Raw genomic sequence first — 15,963 nt, 5'->3', positions numbered from 1 at the left:
TAAATGGTAATGCTGCGCTACGCGGTGTATCGCTTTTTCACGATGCTGCTGACACTGCTTGTGGTGTCGGTTCTAATCTTCGTGATCATCAACCTGCCGCCTGGCGATTACCTCAGCAACCAAATCGCCGAGCTTCAGGCCTCAGGGCAATCCGCCGGTGTGGCCAAGGCCGAATTCCTGCGGACCGAATACGCGCTGGACCGTCCGATGTGGGAGCAATACCTGATCTGGATGGGCTTCTGGCCCGGCCCCCATGGGTTTGAGGGGCTGATTCAAGGCAATTACGGCTGGTCCTTTGAATTTGACCGCCCGGTGGCCGAGATTGTGGGCGACACACTGTGGCTGACCGTTGTGGTGAACCTTGCCGCAATCCTGTTTGTCTACGCGGTCGCTTTGCCGCTTGGTGTCCTTGCGGCGGCGCGGTCGCGGACGTGGATCGACTATACCTCGGCCTTTGTGGGCTATCTGGGTCTGGCCACGCCGAACTTCCTGCTGGCCCTGATCCTGTTCTACTACGGCCACCAATATTTCAACCTGCCCATCGGCGGGCTCATGGACCCGATTTACGAGGGTGAGCCGATGAGCTGGGACAAGATGAAATCCATACTTCTCCACCTGATTGTGCCAACCTTTGTAATCGGTACCTCGGGCGCCTCGGCGATGATGCAACGGCTGCGCGCGAATATGTTGGACGAGCTGGGTAAACCCTATGTGGAAACCGCCATCGCAAAAGGCATGGCTCCGTCGCGGATGCTGACCAAATATCCGCTGCGCGTGGCCTTCAACCCCTTTGTCGCCGATATCGGCAACCTGCTGCCCTCAATGGTGTCGGGGTCGGTTCTGGTCTCGGTGGTGCTAGGGCTGCAGACCATCGGCCCGACCTTGCTGACCGCGCTGAAGACGCAGGATCAGTTCCTGTCTGCCTTCATCCTGATGTTCGTCGCACTGCTGACGCTGATCGGGACAATGATTTCGGACATCTTGCTGGTCATGTTGGACCCACGAATTCGGTATGAGGGGCGTGAAGCATGACCAAACGCTCTGACGGTCGCTATGTCGACGATGCCCCCTTCGATCCAGACGCCGCCCTGCAACAGCTCGAGCGAGCTGATCTGGACGCCCCCAACTGGCTGCTGGTCTGGCGCAAATTCCGCACCCACAAACTGGGCTTGATCTCGGGTATCTTCTTGCTGCTGTGCTACCTGATGCTGCCCTTTGCCGGGTTCATTGCCCCCTATGGTGCGAATGAACGCAATGACGAGCATCTTTATGCCCCACCCCAAAGCGTCAACTGGTTCCACGAAGGCGAATTCGTCGGTCCGTTTGTCTACCCGACGGTGATCGAGGCCGACCTTGAGACCTTCCAGTGGAAAGCCGTGACCGACACCAGCGATCCGCGCCCGCTCCAATTCTTCTGTGAAGGGGCCGAGTACAAGCTGGCGGGGCTGATCAAGTCGGACACGCATTTGTTCTGTGCGCCCGAAGGGGCAACGCTGTTCCTGTGGGGGTCCGACCGTCTGGGTCGGGATGTCTTCAGCCGCATTCTTTATGGCGCGCAACTGTCGCTGACCGTGGGCCTGATCGGCATCTCGGTGTCGTTCTTCCTAGGCATCCTGTTCGGGTCGATGGCGGGTTATTTCGGCGGCAAGATCGACTGGGTCATCAACCGCGTCATCGAGATTCTACGCTCACTGCCCGAACTGCCATTATGGCTGGCCTTGTCTGCAGCGGTGCCCTCGAACTGGAGCCCAGTGGCAGTGTTCTTCATAATCTCGATCATCCTCGGGATACTCGACTGGCCCGGCCTTGCCCGATCTGTGCGCGCCAAGTTCCTGTCGTTGCGCGAGGAAGAATATGTGCGCGCAGCCGAAATGATGGGTGCAAGCTCGGGCCGTGTGATCCGCAAGCACCTGCTGCCGAACTTCATGTCCCACCTTATTGCCTCGGCCACTCTGTCGATCCCGGCGATGATCCTGGGGGAAACGGCGCTGTCTTTCCTAGGCCTCGGCCTGCGGGCTCCAGCGGTTAGTTGGGGCGTGATGCTGAATGACGCGCAGAACCTCGCTTCGATCGAGATCTACCCGTGGACGGCGATCCCGATGCTGCCGATCATCGTGGTTGTGCTGGCTTTCAACTTCCTTGGCGACGGGCTGCGTGACAGTCTCGACCCCTATCAGCAATGACACTGGTTTCGGCGCTTCCTGACCCGGAAAGCTATCGAGTAATCGGAAGCGGAGCGCGGCCCAGCGCCTTTGCCGTATCTGAACTGGCCACCGCCAGCTTTGCCGCGGTGGGGCAAGAGCTGGCGCGCTTGATGGTGTCCCTGAACCTGACGTCCAGCGCGCCCGACGTCACGGTTGATCACCGGCTGGCTTCACTGTGGTACGGGTTTTCCTTCAAGCCCGAAGGGTGGGAGATGCCGAGCCTCTGGGACGCCATCGCCGGGGATTATCAAGCTTCTGACGGGTGGATCAGGCTACATACCAACCTAGCGCGCCACCGACTGGCCGCATTGAAAGTGCTCAAGGTCGATGCGAACCGCGATGCTGTCGCTCAGGCCCTCAAGACATGGGCTGTCGCCGATCTGGAAACCGCCATCGTGGCCGAGGGCGGCGCCACCGCCGCAATGCGCAGCAGGGCCGAATGGCTGGAGCATCCCCAAGGCCGGGCGATGTCGCGTGATCCGTTGATCGGCTGGCACAACCCCCGCCAGATCATGCTGCGCGACCGTCCAGAGGCCACGGCCGAACGGCCGCTTCAGGGCCTGCGCGTTCTGGACCTGACCCGCGTTCTGGCAGGCCCCATTGCCACCCGCACTCTAGCCGGGGTCGGGGCCGAGGTTTTGCGTATTGATCCGCCCGGCTGGGACGAACCCGGCGTGATCCCGGATGTCTCGCTGGGCAAACACTGTGCCTATCTGGATCTAAAGTCGCCCGCCGGAATGGAGACATTACAGGAATTGCTGTCTCAGGCGGATGTGTTCGTGCATGGCTATCGCCCAGGCGCGCTGGATGCGCTGGGGTTGACGCAAGCGAAACGGGACGCGATTGCGCCCAACCGGGTCGAAGTCACATTGAACGCCTATGGCTGGCAGGGGCCATGGGCGAACCGGCGCGGATTTGACAGCCTTGTGCAGATGAGCGCAGGCATCGCCGATACTGGCCGCATCTGGGCCAAGGCAGACAAGCCGACGCCCCTGCCGGTGCAGGCGCTGGACCACGCAACCGGCTATCTGATGGCCGCCGCCGTGCTGTCTGCTCTGGCCGAGGCCGCCCAAGGTAACTCAATCATGCAGGCCCGCTTGTCCCTTGCCCGAACTGCTGAATTGCTGGCCATTCTCAGCAAGTCCGAAACGTCTGAGGATATCGAAAATGCCAACCCGACCGACTATGCCCGCACGCCCGAGGAATCCGGCTGGGGTGTCGGTCATCGTCTAAAACCGGCCCTGAGGTTGAGCACAACGGACATGCACTGGCCTCTGCCTGCATCGAAACTGGGCACGTCCCAACCCGTCTGGCCAACGCTGAAGCCCTAGCGCATCCGCCGCGCGGTACGCGCGGCCCGGCCCAACGCTTTGGGTGGCGTTTCGTCAGAAACGCGGCCCAAAGGGGCGGGAGCACGTCCTATCTGTCATCCCCTCCGCCGGGGCCGATATCGTCCAGATAATCTTCGTCAATCGCGGCCTGCACCGCACCTGTCACCGCCTCGCGCTGTTTCGGCGTCAGGTCTTCGGGCGCTTTCTCATCGGCCAGACGCACCGTTACCTCGCGGTGCGCAAACCGGATACCTTCGCGGGCGAACAATTCGCGGATTTCCTGATAGACCTTTTTGCGCACCAACCACTGATCACCCGGCTTGGTCATGAACTTGACGCGGATGATCATTGCGGAATCCTGCATCTCGATCACGCCCTGCGACTTGAGCGGCTGGATGAAATTGTCGCCGATGACCGGGTCGCTCAGCAATTGCTGCCCCAGCTTCTTGATCAGTTTGCGCACCTTCTCGACATCAGTGTCATAAGTTACGCGCAAGGGTAACTTCATGATCACCCAGTCACGGGAATAATTGGTCAGCACCTTGATCTCACCAAAAGGAATGGTGTTCAGCGCACCCAGATGATGACGCAGCTGGAACGACCGGACCGATATTTTCTCGACAGTGCCTTTCACATCACCAATGTCGATATATTCCCCTTTGCGGAACGCATCATCCATCAGGAAAAACGCCCCCGAGAAAATATCCCGCACCAGCGTCTGCGATCCAAACCCAACGGCCAGACCCACAACACCCGCGCCCGCAAACAGGGGGCTGACATTGATGCCCATTTCCATCAGCGCGATCAGCGCAATGGTTACGACAACCACCGCCAAGATCGCCCCCCGGAACAGAGGCAGCAGAGTGGCTAGACGGCTTTGCCCGCCTTCGCCACCTTCATCGCCCAGCTCGGCCTCGGCCCCGCCATCGTCAATCTCTTCAGCAATCTTGCTGTCAATCCAGATGCGGAAGAAATGGAACAGGACATAGCCAATGAAGATGATCACCATCACGTCCAGGAAACGCTCGATAGGCAGTTCCTCGCTCCAGCTGGCATCCGGGTTCCAGATGACGACCAGCGCGTAAAGCCCAACCACAAAGGCCAGAATACCAGCCACACGGCGCGCCAGATCCTCGTACGTCACGATGGAATGCGCGCGTTTTTCGGCCAGAGGGGTCTCGATTAACTCCTCCTCGGGCGCATCGGCGTCTTCGGCGTTCATCTCCTCCATCTGGCGGTTGCGGTCGAAATACCGCTCAAGCAGATAGTTCATAGCACCGTAAGCGATCACCACCGACATAAAGATGGCATAGCTACTGGCCACGATCGGGATAGAGTTCTGGTTTTCAAGCACCAGATCGACAGCCAGTTTGAACCAGCTGAACACGATATAGACGATCAGCGCAGGTGCCCAAGCCAGCGAGATGAAACGCAGGATCCACGACACTTGTTCCTTGGTACGTCCGCCCCGGATGGCATGGGAAATGGCACGCCCATTGAACGCGATCATCAGCAAATTGCCCAACGCACCCAACATGGTCAGGCCGCCATAGACCATGGCATAAACGTTATAGTTCAGCCCGAAATCCGCGACCCAGGTCGAAAACATCACGACCGAGATGTCATAGGTCGCAATCGCCGAAGCCCAGATATAAAGCCGTTTGGCGTCCCGGTCCGAAAACGGCGGCAGGCGGTACTGGCTAAGATAGGGCGACAGCACCATACGCCACAGATCGGACACCGTGCGCGACAGGAAGAAGGCCGCGAATATCGCCGTGACCGTGAACTGGATCGAGATATCCTCAGCCTCGCCGAAAAACAGGAATCCAACGATCAGGGCCATCAGCATGGCAAAGATCGTACCCCCGATCCCCATAAGGAAGCGGAACACCAAAAACGGCATTTTTTCGCGGTAGCCCTGCGGGTTTTCCTTGGATCGCGCGACCACGATCCCCTTGGCGATGCGCTTGCCGTAAATCTCAGTTGACAGCCACCGCCCCAGCAACAGGAACAGGATGTTCCAGAACAACACCTCGACATAGGTCTGTATTCGGCCATCGGGGCTGGTTTGGCGCAGGACGTATTTCACCTCGAAAATCGAATAAGGCAGCGCCTCAAGCCGCGACTGCATCGACTCGCGGAATTTCGAAAACCGCTCCTGCGCCTTCATCAATTGCGACCCATCGGCCATCGGGTCGCCTGCGGCGTCCTGATTGGCCTGTGCCGGTGCACCCGACGATACGATTTTCCCCGCACTGTCGATGACGATAACGCTGGCACCAGCCTCGGTTGCTGAGCGGATCGCAGCAGCCAGATCCCCACCTTCCGAGGCCTCGTCGGTGCTGTCCGCACCCGTTGTGTAGCCGGGAATGAGCGATGTTTGCGCTTCAGCTCCGCCTGCAAAAGTCAACGCGATTGCCCAGGTCAACAGCGCAAAAACGGCAAATAATCTTGTTGTCATCGGGTCTTTCATCCACGTCCGCATTTGCCCCGCAGCCTATAGAAGCACAATCCCGTGTTCAAATGCTCAACAGATGTCGACCCCAGTTCGTCTTTCCACGTGTTCCCACCGCAATAGCGGTGACCGAAGTATTTCCATCGCGATGGAAAGTGAATAAGACCGGGCCGGACAACAATTGAGGTTTTCGACCCGGAACCTGATGTAGAGCAAAGCGACGTTGGGCCATTTCATTGCAACATGTAGCCAAATCGCAATGTTTGTCGGTTTTGACCCGCCGGAACCGCGTTTTTTGCAAGCCGACCGAAAACAAATACGATAGAAGTGCACCCGCGCGGACATGCACCAAGACACGGACACAGGCAAAAGTATGAGCCTTAAAAGAAAACAGAAAATAGCCGGACGTGCGCCCCGTATTCTGTTCTACAGCCACGACACCTTTGGTTTGGGTCATCTGCGCCGCTCGCGTGCTCTGGCCGCTGCAATGACACAGGCGGACCCTTCGGCCTCGGCACTGATCCTGACCGGCTCGCCCGTTGCCGGGCGGTTTACCTTTCCGCGTCGGGTGGATCACGTTCGTCTACCCGGTGTTACCAAACGCGCTGACGGGTCCTATGCCTCACAGACCATGGGCATGGGTATCGAAGAAGTGACCGAACTACGCTCGGGTTTAATCCGAACGTCAGTGCAGCAATTCGACCCGGATGTGCTTATCGTCGACAAGGAACCTACCGGCTTCCGGGGCGAGCTGCTGCCGACCCTTGACTGTCTGATGCAAAGCAGAAGAACCAAAATGGTCCTTGGATTGCGCGACGTTCTGGATGAGCCCGAGGTTCTGGCCGCTGAATGGGATCGTAAAGAGGCGGTCGCTGCAACCGAGGCCTATTATGACGAGATCTGGGTCTATGGGCTACGCTCGATCTACGACCCGACACGTGGCCTACCGCTGAGCCCCGAGGTGCAATCGCGCATCCATTGGACCGGCTATCTGCGCCGTGATCTTGGCCCCGTGGGCGAACCGCCCGAGCAGCCATATATCCTGATCACCCCCGGAGGGGGCGGCGACGGCAAGGCGATGGTGAACCTTGTTCTGTCGGCATACGAAAAAGACCCCACCCTGTCGCCCCGCGCCGTGCTGGTCTATGGTCCGTTCCTGTCGGGCGAGTTGCGGGACGATTTCGAAACGCGCGTTGCGGCGTTGAACGGTCGCGTGACTGCTGTCGGCTTTGAATCCCAGATTGAAACCCTGTTTGCCGGGGCCGCCGGTGTCGTCTGCATGGGCGGCTACAACACGTTCTGCGAAGTGCTGTCCTTTGACAAACGCGCCGTCATTGTTCCTCGCACGACCCCGCGTCTGGAACAGTGGATTCGCGCCTCGCGCGCAGAAGAGCTGGGGCTGGTGCGGATGCTGGACGAAAGCCGCGATGGCCTGACTCCCGAGGCAATGATTGCAGCCATTCGCGCCCTGCCCGATCAGCCCCTGCCGTCCCAAGCCATTGGCGACGGGCTGTTGGACGGGCTGGACTATGTCACGGACCGCGTTGACGCCCTGCTGAACGGAGAACAGGAACGGGCTATCGGATGACATCTGCGCCTCCTAATCTGGCGGTGCTGGTCAAAGGGTGGCCGCGCCTGTCGGAAACGTTCATCGCTCAGGAACTGGTTGCATTGCAGGATGCGGGCCATCGGTTCGACATCTGGTCACTACGCCATCCCACCGACGTCAAACGCCATCCGCTGCATGACCGGTTCAAGGGTCAGGTGCATTACCTGCCCGAGTATCTGTATCAGGAACCCCAACGCGTCTGGGCCGCGCGCCGTGCCGCGCAGGCCCTGCCCGGTTATGCCGAGGCCTACCGGATCTGGCGTGCAGATCTGCGCCGCGACCCGACTCACAACCGCATTCGCCGCTTTGGTCAGGCTTGCGTGCTTGCCGCTGAATTGCCGCAGGACACGCGGGTCATGTATGCGCATTTCATGCACACGCCGTCCTCGGTCGCGCGCTATGCCGCCATCATGCGCGGCCTGCCGTGGAGCTTCTCCGCCCACGCCAAGGATATCTGGACTTCTCCTGATTGGGAAAAAGCTGAAAAGCTTCAGGCCAGCACCCATGGTGCTGCCTTTGGTGCAACCTGCACAGCCATCGGCGCCGCACATCTGCGCGACCTGGCCGACGATCCCAAGCGGGTCGATCTGATCTATCACGGGCTGGACCTGAGTCGTTTTCCGGACCCGCCCGAGCGCACGCAGCGCGCGCCTGACGCGCCGTTTCACATGATCTCGGTCGGGCGGCTGGTCGAGAAAAAGGGCTTTGACCGCCTGATCGACGCCTTCGCGCTGTTGTCCGAGGCTCTTGACTGGCACTGGACGCATATCGGCGGCGGCACGCTGGCCGAAACGCTGGCCGGGCGTGCCGAAGATGCCGGGCTTGCAGCGCGGATCACCTGGAAAGGGGCCTGCGACCAGCCCGAAGTTATCGAAGCCATGCGCAAGGCCGATCTCTTCGTCCTGCCCAGCCGCATCGCCGCCGACGGCGACCGGGACGGCCTGCCCAATGTACTAATGGAGGCCGCCTCGCAAAAGCTGCCAATCCTATCCACACCGGTTTCGGCCATACCAGAATTTATCGACACCGGAATCCATGGCCTGTTATCCGAAGATGCGCCCGCCGCACTGGCCGCAGCGATCACCAGGATGGCGCAAGACCCTGCTGAGGCGATGCAGATGGCCGGTAACGCCTATGACCGCCTGATCGCCGAATTCCGTATGGATCCCGGCATTGCTTTGCTGTCCAAACGGCTAAGCACATTGGGGGCGGATCGGGGCTGATGGCACGCGTTGCGTTCTACACTCCGATGAAGTCCCCCGACAGTCCGGTGCCGTCCGGCGACCGGGAAATGGCGCGTAACCTTTTGGCAGCGATTGGTGCGCAGGGGGACGCGGTCGATCTGGTCTCGCATCTGCGCGTTTTCGACAAAACCGGCGACGCTCAGGTCCAGGATAAGCTGCGAACCGAGGCTGACGCCGAAGCCAAGCGCCTGATCCATACGCTCTCGCCGGATACCGCCCTTTGGGTGACGTATCACAACTATTACAAGGCACCTGACCTGCTGGGCCCGCGTATCAGCCGGGCGCGGAAAATCCCCTATGTGCAACTGGAAAGCACGCGCGCGACCAGCCGTCTAACCGGCCCCTGGGCAGGGTTCGCCCAAGCCGCCCATGAGGCCTGCGATGCGGCACAGGTGATCTTCTACCACACGGCCAACGATCTGATCACACTGGAACGTGAAAGATACGGGTCACAGCAGCTGATCGAATTCCCGCCCTTCCTGCCTCGCGCGGACCTTCCGGGTGCGGCGGTTTGTGAAGGCCCTATGCTGGTCGTCGGGATGATGCGGCACGGGGACAAGCTGGCCTCGTACCAGATTCTGGCACAGGCTCTGGCGTTGCTGGACGGCGCCTGGTCTCTGGATATCGCGGGCGATGGCCCGGCGCGGGCCGAGGTTGAGGCTTTGATGGCGCCTTTTGGGGCGAAAGTTCGGTTTCTGGGCCAATTGGATCGCGCCGATATGCAGGCGCACTATCAAAAGGCGTCGCTGTTGGTCTGGCCTGGTGTGAACGAAGCCTACGGCATGGTTTATCTTGAGGCGCAATCCTGCGGCCTGCCGGTCGTTGCGCAAGACCGTCCGGGCGTGCGCGACGTTCTGGCCCCGTCGGACTACCCAACGGTCGAGGACGGCCCGGCCGGGTTGGCCCATCGGCTGCAAACCCTTTTGGCCAATCCCTCACTGCGCCGAGACATTGGCGCTGCGGCCCAGGCGCATGTTGCCGCGCGCCATCTTCAACCCGCCGCCACCGAACGCTTCTGGCAAACGGTGCGCCCCCTGATCGGAGGGCAGAAATGACCCAGCTTGCCTTGCTCCGCCATGGACATACGACATGGAACCGCGCCGGGCGCATCCAAGGGCGCAGCGATATTCCATTGGATGACGCGGCCCGGTCCGAGCTTGCGACTTACGCATTGCCCGAGCCGTGGGATCAGGCGGCGCTCTGGTCCAGCCCCCTGAAACGCGCGCATGATACGGCGCGTCTGGTGGCCGGGCGCGACCCCATGACGGCAGAGGAGCTGACCGAGATGAATTGGGGCGATTGGGAAGGGTTGCGCGGCGTCGATTTACTGGCTGAGCCCGACAGTGGCTATCGACATATCGAGCATTGGGGATGGGACTTCCGCCCCCCAAACGGAGAAAGCCCGGCCGAAGTTCACGACCGTCTGCGCCCGTGGTTAGGTGGTCTGACAGGCGACACGGTTGCTGTCTGCCATATCGGCATCATGCGGGTCATTCTGGCGCAAGCTTGGTCTTGGGAATTTGATGGACCCGCCCCTTTCAAAATCAAACGCAACCGGCTTTATATCATTGATATGAAGAACATGCGCGCCCAGACCGAACCTCTCCGCCTGATCAAAAGGGATGGCGCAGCATGAAGGTGATGATTGTCGTCACTCATCTGTTGGGCACGGGGCACCTGAGCCGCGCACTGACATTGGGGGGCGCGTTTGTGCAAGACGGCCATCAGGTTCTGGTGGTAACGGGCGGAATGCCTGCGCCGCAGCTGAATGTGACGGGCATGACCTTGCTGGGTCTGCCGCCGCTGCGCTCGGACGGAACAGATTTCACCCGGCTGCTGACCCAGACCGACGAAGTTGCCGATGTAGCATATCTGGCCGGGCGGCAGGCAGCTCTGGTTGAGGCGGTGCGCAGTTTTGCCCCTGATGTGCTGATAACCGAACTATTTCCGTTTGGCCGGCGGTCCCTGAGCGCTGAGTTCATCGCCTTGCTCAAGGCCGCCTCTGCACTGCCCAAACGACCGGTGATTTTGGGCTCGATCCGGGACATCCTTGCGCCGCCCTCAAAACCAAGCAAAGCCACGCGCGCAGAAGAGATCGTGCTGACCACATACGATGGGGTTCTGGTGCATTCTGACCCGCAGATGGTTCCGCTGGACGTCAGCTGGCCAGTGTCAGAGCACTTGCGCCCGCGGCTATACTACACCGGGTTTGTCGCCCCGGAGGCGGCCCCTCCACACCCCGACGCGTTGGGGCAAGGTGAGGTTCTGGTCAGCGCGGGCGGAGGCTCGGTCGGGCAGCCGATCTTTCGCGCGGCCATCGAGGCCGCCCAAAAGATGACCAACAGGCGCTGGCGCCTGCTGGTTGGCGGGCAGGACGCGCAGGTGCGCATTGCTCAACTGTCGGATTTGGTGAGCAGCGCAAATGTCACCCTGGAACCCGTGCGACCCGATTTTCGCCAGATGCTGCGCCACGCCGCAGCCTCGGTCAGCATGTGCGGCTACAATACAGCACTTGATATTCTTCAGGCCGCGACACCTGCGGTCTTTGTCCCGTTCGATGACGGCAATGAGGTCGAACAGACCCTGCGCGCCCAAAGCCTATCGGATCAGCCGGGGGTCGCGTTGGTTGCCAGCCACGATCTGGGCGGTGCATCCCTTGCACAGGCTGTAGACCGCGTTCTGAACGCACCCGCGCGGCCCGTTCCCTACCACGGATTTGACGGCGCGGCCAAATCTGTCGAGATCGCCAAGGCTCTGCTGGAGCGTCGGGGATGAAGGTCGATTGGCACTCTCTGGAAGCAGAACTGGCACTGTGGCGGCAAGAGGGATTGTCACTGCCGCTTTGGTGGCGGGATGACGATGCGATCACCACAACCCCGCAATTGGAGCGTCTGACTCAGCTGTCCGACGCGCTTGGGCTGCCTGTTCATCTCGCCGTGATCCCACGGAATGCCGATCACGCTTTGGCCGACTATGTACAGGCACATTCAGCGCTGGTCCCAATCGTCCACGGCTGGGCGCATCAGAACCATGCTCCGGCGGCCGAAAAGAAAGCCGAATTCCGGCTGCACCGACCCTTGCCCGATATCACGAAAGACGCCAAAGCCGGGCTGGATAGGTTGACCACCCTGTTTGGGCACCGGCTACGGCCGCTATTCGTGCCCCCGTGGAACCGTATCGCGCCCGAAGTAGTGCAGAACTTGCCGACGCTGGGTTTCACAACACTTTCGACCGCGACACCGCGCAAAATCGCGCAAACCGCACCGGGGCTGGATCAGGTGAACACCCATCTAGACCCGATTGACTGGCGCGGCACGCGCAGGCTGATCGCGCCGGATCAGCTTGTCGTCCAGACCGTCGATCTGCTTCGCGACAGGCGTTTGGGACGCGCGGACAACGCCGAACCCTTCGGCTACCTGACCCATCATCTGGTTCATGATGACGACATCTGGACCTTCACCCATGACTTCTTGCGGCGGCTTCTGGATGGGCCCACGACCCTCTGGACTGCCCCCGAGACCTTACGGAGACCTCAATGAGCCGATTGGATTCCATGCTGCGCCGCCTGACTGCCCAGCGCGACGGGCTGAACTGGGCGGTCGCGCAGATAGCGGACCACCCCGGAGACGTTCTGGACATGGGTCTTGGTAATGGCCGGACCTATGACCACCTGCGCGAAATCCTACCCGACCGGCGCATCTGGGTGATGGACCGGGTGCTGCAATGCCACCCCTCCAGCACCCCCCCTGCCGAGGATTTCCTGCAAGGCGAAGCTGAACCCATGCTGGAAAAACTGGCCCAAGGCGGGCCGAAGATCGCCATGGCACACTATGATTTCGGGCGCGGCATCAAGGCCGATGACGTGGCCGAAGCCGCCCGCCTCAGCCCCTTGATCGCGCAGGTCATGTTGCCCGGAGGGCTGCTGATCTCGGGGCAACCACTGGTAGGTTTCGACCAAATCACCGGGCCCGTAACCATCGCGCCAGACCGCTACCTGTTCTATCGCGCCTGATCAGGCTGATCTGACGCACCAATCAGGCCACACGCCGTCCGCGCGACCAAACGCCGTTCAACGCAGGTGCACCTTCGCGCAGACGGAACCGAATGACATCGGCGCGGGCACCTTCACGCAGCTCACCGCGATCCTGTAGACCCACAGCTTGTGCAGGTGTTTGCGTCACGGTGCGCAGGCCACGCGCCATATTGCCCCACATATCTCCCAGGCGGGTTGCCGACAGCAGCAGCGCGGCGGGCACGTAGTCTGACGACAGAATATCCAGATGGCCCAGATCAGCCAGTTCCTGCGCCGCGACATTGCCGGAATGAGACCCACCCCGGATCACATTGGGCGCCCCCATCATAACCTTGATTCCGTGATCGTGGCAGGCCCGGGCGGCCTCGACCGTGGTGGGGAATTCGGCCAGCGTGATGCCATGCCCCGCCGAAACGGCCACCTGATCCTGCGTCGTGTCATCGTGGCTGGCCAGCATCGCCCCGAACCGTTTGGCGGCCTTGACCGTCTCGACCTCGTGCTGATCGCCAAACCGATCGCGCAACGCCTTCAGTTGTGCCACGTGCTGCAGGAAGTCATCATCGTTCATGCCATGCTTGCCCTTCATGTAGGCCTCAAGCTGGGTCATATCGCGGAACTGCCTCTGGCCGGGCGTGTGATCCATCAGCGACACCAAACCGACGCGATCCTCGGGGCCGAACTCGTCCAGCTCGGCCACGAGGGTTTCCGAGCAGACCTCGGCCCGCAGGTGCAGAAAATGGCTGATCTTCAGCGCATCCTGTTCGCGCAGATCCCACAGCTCGCGCGACAGCTCGCGGGCGTATTTCTTGTATCGGTTGCCCGACGGGATCGAGCCGATACGCATCGCATCGAATACGGTGGTAATTCCGGTGCTGGCCAGTTCCGCATCGTGGGCCAGAATCGCCGCCGCGTGAGGCCAGTCGACTTTGGGGCGCGGCTGAATATGGCGTTCCAGATTGTCAGTGTGCAGTTCGACCAGACCGGGGCAGACATAGTCGCCGCCGCAATCCACTGCGCCGGGCGGCACGGTGCTGCCCGTGGCGATCTCGGCGATGGTTTCACCGGTGACGCGGATGCTGCCTGTGACCGTCTCATCGGGCAGAACCAGCGTGGCATTGGCAAGGATCATTTCTTCTGTCATCTGAACTTCACAAGGTCTGAGCTATTGGGTAGGCCACGCATAGGAGGCCAATGTGACATTCACGCGATACGCGATCTATTTTGCGCCACCCGAGGGGGCCGAGTGGACCCGGTTTGGCACAAGCTGGCTGGGCTGGGACGTTGAGACCGGCGCGACGGTCGCGCTCCCCGATATCCCAGATGTTGACGTGGCTGCCGTCACGCAGGTGCCGCGCAAATACGGGCTGCACGCGACGATGAAGCCGCCGTTCCGGCTGCGCGACGGGCAATCCGTTCAAGCGCTGCGCGAGGCTTGCGCGCAGATGGCTGCTGCGCAGGCTCCGGTCACGTTGGAGGGGCTTGAGATCGCACGACTGGGTCGGTTCCTGGCCCTGCGCCCCAAAGGTGACGGGGCCGCGCTGAACGCGCTGGCCGCCGCCTGCGTGCGTGATCTGGACAGCTTCCGCGCGCCCGCATCCGAGGCCGAATTGCAGCGTCGTCGTGGCACCGGGCTGTCGCCCGCGCATGAGGCCAATCTGGTGCAATGGGGATACCCTTACGTGATGGACTCGTTCCGCTTTCACATCACCCTCAGCGGCAAGTTGGACAAACCGACGCTGGCCACCGTTCAGGATGCGCTCGACACGCGGCTTGCGCCCCTGCTGCCCACGCCGTTCTACATCACCGATCTGGCGCTGATGGGCGAGACCGAGGACGGGCGGTTTCACCTGATCCATCGCTATGCCCTTTCCGGCTGAAGCTGGGTCAGGATGGCACTGACCGTCTGGTCCAGCGGACCGGAATTGTCGATCTGCACCACCCGGCGCAATCCATCGGGCAGCGTGATCTGCGCGCGTTCAAGCCGACGAGCCTGATCCGTCGCACTTTCGCGCCCACGCGCCGACAGGCGCTGCGCCAGCACCCGCGGGTCGGCAGTCAGCGAGATCACGACCAGATCACCAAACACCTCTTGCGCGCGCAAAAGCACGGATCGGGACAGGTTCACCAAAACTGCATCCGCCTGCCCCCGCAGCTGCTGGATGCTTTGGGGCACCCCATACAGCAACCCATGGGCCGGCCAGTGCAGGGCAAAGGCATCCTCATCCACCATCTGCTGAAATGTGCCTTCGGAGACCCGGTCGAAATCTTCGCCGTCCTCGCCCTCGGGGCGGGTGATCACCCGGCGCATCCGGTGGATACGTGCGGAGCGCGCCTCTAGCGCCTCGATCACGCTGTCCTTGCCAACGCCCGAGGGTCCGACGACCGCAATGACCGGTGCAAGGGTCATGCGGCCATCCCCGGAGTGAAGTCCGAGACGTTGATCTCTCGATCACACACCCGGTCACGCGCGCCGACATCGTGGAAAATGCCGATGATGGCCGCTCCACGCGCTTTGGCCTCTTCGATCAGACTCAGCACGGTTTCGCGGTTTTGAAGGTCAAGCGAGGCGGTGGGCTCATCCAGCAGCATCGCCGGATAGTCATGCGCAAAGCCCCGCGCGATGTTCACGCGCTGCTGCTCACCGCCCGAAAAGGTCGTGGGGCTAAGCGTCCAAAGGCGTTCAGGAATATTCAGCCGCGCCAACAGCCCTGCCGCCTTGTCGAGCGCCGACTGACGGTCGCATCCGACGGCCAGCAGAGGCTCGGCCACCACCTCAAGCGTCGGCACGCGCGGCACCACCCGCAGGAACTGGCTGACATAGCCCAGAGTGTCCCGCCGCAGGGCCAGAATCTCGCGCGGTTCAGCCTGCGCCACATCCACACCGCCCACCATGACTTGCCCCGAGGCGGCCAGATAATTGCCATAGATCACCCGCATCAGGGTGGATTTGCCCGCCCCGGACGCTCCGGTCAAAGCCACGCATTCCCCGGGGGCCACGCTGAGTGTCGCGCCCTCCATCACAGGGATCACCGCGCTGCCCTGATTGTGCAGGGTAAAGCTTTTGCTGACGTTGTTCAGTTCAATCAT

At 61.3% G+C, this 15,963-nt stretch carries 15 protein-coding genes; 11 read left to right on the top strand and 4 right to left on the bottom strand.

What is annotated here, in order from left to right:
- Positions 1-3: 3 nt before the first annotated feature.
- The 3 genes from ACR0L1_RS15155 to ACR0L1_RS15145 are packed head-to-tail and all read left to right on the top strand — an operon-like array spanning position 4 to position 3,535.
- Complete coding sequence (locus ACR0L1_RS15155) at positions 4-1,032, top strand: ABC transporter permease (RefSeq protein ID WP_170769881.1); 1,029 nt, start codon at positions 4-6, stop codon at positions 1,030-1,032.
- Entirely contained in the window at positions 1,029-2,183 is a 1,155-nt protein-coding gene (locus ACR0L1_RS15150) for an ABC transporter permease (RefSeq protein ID WP_170769880.1), read from the top strand. Before ACR0L1_RS15155 ends, ACR0L1_RS15150 begins: the two co-directional genes overlap by 4 nt.
- The gene (locus ACR0L1_RS15145; RefSeq protein ID WP_480502855.1) at positions 2,180-3,535 is read left to right on the top strand and encodes a CoA transferase; all 1,356 of its coding nucleotides are present in this window, start codon (positions 2,180-2,182) and stop codon (positions 3,533-3,535) included. Before ACR0L1_RS15150 ends, ACR0L1_RS15145 begins: the two co-directional genes overlap by 4 nt.
- An 88-nt stretch (positions 3,536-3,623) precedes the next feature.
- Here the strand turns inward: ACR0L1_RS15145 and ACR0L1_RS15140 are convergent, their stop codons facing one another.
- Positions 3,624-5,996 (bottom strand): mechanosensitive ion channel domain-containing protein, encoded by a 2,373-nt coding sequence (locus ACR0L1_RS15140; protein WP_480502856.1) that lies wholly within the window; start codon positions 5,994-5,996, stop codon positions 3,624-3,626.
- A 367-nt stretch (positions 5,997-6,363) separates the two neighbouring features.
- Between ACR0L1_RS15140 and ACR0L1_RS15135 the strand changes: the two genes are divergently transcribed.
- From ACR0L1_RS15135 to ACR0L1_RS15105, 7 genes are read left to right on the top strand one after another with little or no spacing between them, the layout of a single operon-like run.
- A complete protein-coding gene (locus ACR0L1_RS15135; RefSeq protein WP_170769877.1) occupies positions 6,364-7,578 on the top strand; it encodes a glycosyltransferase family protein in 1,215 nt (404 codons plus the stop codon).
- Positions 7,575-8,822 (top strand): glycosyltransferase, encoded by a 1,248-nt coding sequence (locus tag ACR0L1_RS15130; RefSeq protein ID WP_480859667.1) that lies wholly within the window; start codon positions 7,575-7,577, stop codon positions 8,820-8,822. The genes ACR0L1_RS15135 and ACR0L1_RS15130 overlap by 4 nt, the downstream gene beginning before the upstream one ends.
- The gene (locus ACR0L1_RS15125; RefSeq protein WP_480859665.1) at positions 8,822-9,898 is read left to right on the top strand and encodes a glycosyltransferase family 4 protein; all 1,077 of its coding nucleotides are present in this window, start codon (positions 8,822-8,824) and stop codon (positions 9,896-9,898) included. The genes ACR0L1_RS15130 and ACR0L1_RS15125 overlap by 1 nt, the downstream gene beginning before the upstream one ends.
- Positions 9,895-10,479: a histidine phosphatase family protein gene (locus tag ACR0L1_RS15120; RefSeq protein ID WP_480859663.1), complete on the top strand. Its 585-nt coding sequence runs from the start codon at positions 9,895-9,897 to the stop codon at positions 10,477-10,479. The genes ACR0L1_RS15125 and ACR0L1_RS15120 overlap by 4 nt, the downstream gene beginning before the upstream one ends.
- Positions 10,476-11,618: a glycosyltransferase family protein gene (locus ACR0L1_RS15115; RefSeq protein WP_480859662.1), complete on the top strand. Its 1,143-nt coding sequence runs from the start codon at positions 10,476-10,478 to the stop codon at positions 11,616-11,618. Before ACR0L1_RS15120 ends, ACR0L1_RS15115 begins: the two co-directional genes overlap by 4 nt.
- A complete protein-coding gene (locus ACR0L1_RS15110) occupies positions 11,615-12,382 on the top strand; it encodes a polysaccharide deacetylase family protein (RefSeq protein ID WP_480859660.1) in 768 nt (255 codons plus the stop codon). The genes ACR0L1_RS15115 and ACR0L1_RS15110 overlap by 4 nt, the downstream gene beginning before the upstream one ends.
- Positions 12,379-12,855, top strand: a complete 477-nt coding sequence (locus tag ACR0L1_RS15105) for a class I SAM-dependent methyltransferase (protein WP_480859659.1) — start codon at positions 12,379-12,381, stop codon at positions 12,853-12,855. Before ACR0L1_RS15110 ends, ACR0L1_RS15105 begins: the two co-directional genes overlap by 4 nt.
- A gap of 22 nt (positions 12,856-12,877) precedes the next feature.
- Here ACR0L1_RS15105 and ACR0L1_RS15100 read toward each other — a convergent pair whose 3' ends face one another.
- Positions 12,878-14,017, bottom strand: coding sequence for an alpha-D-ribose 1-methylphosphonate 5-triphosphate diphosphatase (locus ACR0L1_RS15100; RefSeq protein ID WP_170769870.1), 1,140 nt, complete (start codon positions 14,015-14,017; stop codon positions 12,878-12,880).
- 52 nt (positions 14,018-14,069) lie between these two features.
- Here ACR0L1_RS15100 and ACR0L1_RS15095 point away from each other — a divergent pair, with 52 nt between their 5' ends.
- Positions 14,070-14,753 carry a DUF1045 domain-containing protein gene (locus ACR0L1_RS15095; RefSeq protein ID WP_480859657.1) on the top strand — a complete coding sequence of 228 codons (684 nt, stop codon included), beginning with the start codon at positions 14,070-14,072 and terminating at the stop codon, positions 14,751-14,753.
- Here the strand turns inward: ACR0L1_RS15095 and phnN are convergent.
- On the bottom strand, positions 14,735-15,283 hold the full coding sequence (gene phnN / locus ACR0L1_RS15090) for a phosphonate metabolism protein/1,5-bisphosphokinase (PRPP-forming) PhnN (protein ID WP_170790317.1): 549 nt from the start codon (positions 15,281-15,283) through the stop codon (positions 14,735-14,737). The genes ACR0L1_RS15095 and phnN overlap by 19 nt on opposite strands.
- A complete protein-coding gene (gene phnL, locus ACR0L1_RS15085) occupies positions 15,280-15,963 on the bottom strand; it encodes a phosphonate C-P lyase system protein PhnL (RefSeq protein WP_480859656.1) in 684 nt (227 codons plus the stop codon). The genes phnN and phnL overlap by 4 nt, the downstream gene beginning before the upstream one ends.

Source organism: Ruegeria sp. J8 (assembly GCF_056531925.1).
This window is presented reverse-complemented; position numbering and strand designations above follow the sequence as displayed.

Bases quoted from the DNA above. Each gene is read 5' to 3' on its own strand.
- ACR0L1_RS15135 (WP_170769877.1), top strand. From the start codon at position 6,364: ATGAGCCTTAAAAGAAAACAGAAAATAGCCGGACGTGCGCCCCGTATT.
- ACR0L1_RS15140 (WP_480502856.1), bottom strand. From the start codon at position 5,996: ATGACAACAAGATTATTTGCCGTTTTTGCGCTGTTGACCTGGGCAATC.
- ACR0L1_RS15100 (WP_170769870.1), bottom strand. From the start codon at position 14,017: ATGACAGAAGAAATGATCCTTGCCAATGCCACGCTGGTTCTGCCCGAT.
- ACR0L1_RS15145 (WP_480502855.1), top strand. From the start codon at position 2,180: ATGACACTGGTTTCGGCGCTTCCTGACCCGGAAAGCTATCGAGTAATC.
- ACR0L1_RS15125 (WP_480859665.1), top strand. From the start codon at position 8,822: ATGGCACGCGTTGCGTTCTACACTCCGATGAAGTCCCCCGACAGTCCG.
- phnN (WP_170790317.1), bottom strand. From the start codon at position 15,283: ATGACCCTTGCACCGGTCATTGCGGTCGTCGGACCCTCGGGCGTTGGC.
- ACR0L1_RS15150 (WP_170769880.1), top strand. From the start codon at position 1,029: ATGACCAAACGCTCTGACGGTCGCTATGTCGACGATGCCCCCTTCGAT.
- ACR0L1_RS15130 (WP_480859667.1), top strand. From the start codon at position 7,575: ATGACATCTGCGCCTCCTAATCTGGCGGTGCTGGTCAAAGGGTGGCCG.
- ACR0L1_RS15155 (WP_170769881.1), top strand. From the start codon at position 4: ATGGTAATGCTGCGCTACGCGGTGTATCGCTTTTTCACGATGCTGCTG.
- phnL (WP_480859656.1), bottom strand. From the start codon at position 15,963: ATGATTGAACTGAACAACGTCAGCAAAAGCTTTACCCTGCACAATCAG.
- ACR0L1_RS15120 (WP_480859663.1), top strand. From the start codon at position 9,895: ATGACCCAGCTTGCCTTGCTCCGCCATGGACATACGACATGGAACCGC.
- ACR0L1_RS15115 (WP_480859662.1), top strand. From the start codon at position 10,476: ATGAAGGTGATGATTGTCGTCACTCATCTGTTGGGCACGGGGCACCTG.
- ACR0L1_RS15110 (WP_480859660.1), top strand. From the start codon at position 11,615: ATGAAGGTCGATTGGCACTCTCTGGAAGCAGAACTGGCACTGTGGCGG.
- ACR0L1_RS15105 (WP_480859659.1), top strand. From the start codon at position 12,379: ATGAGCCGATTGGATTCCATGCTGCGCCGCCTGACTGCCCAGCGCGAC.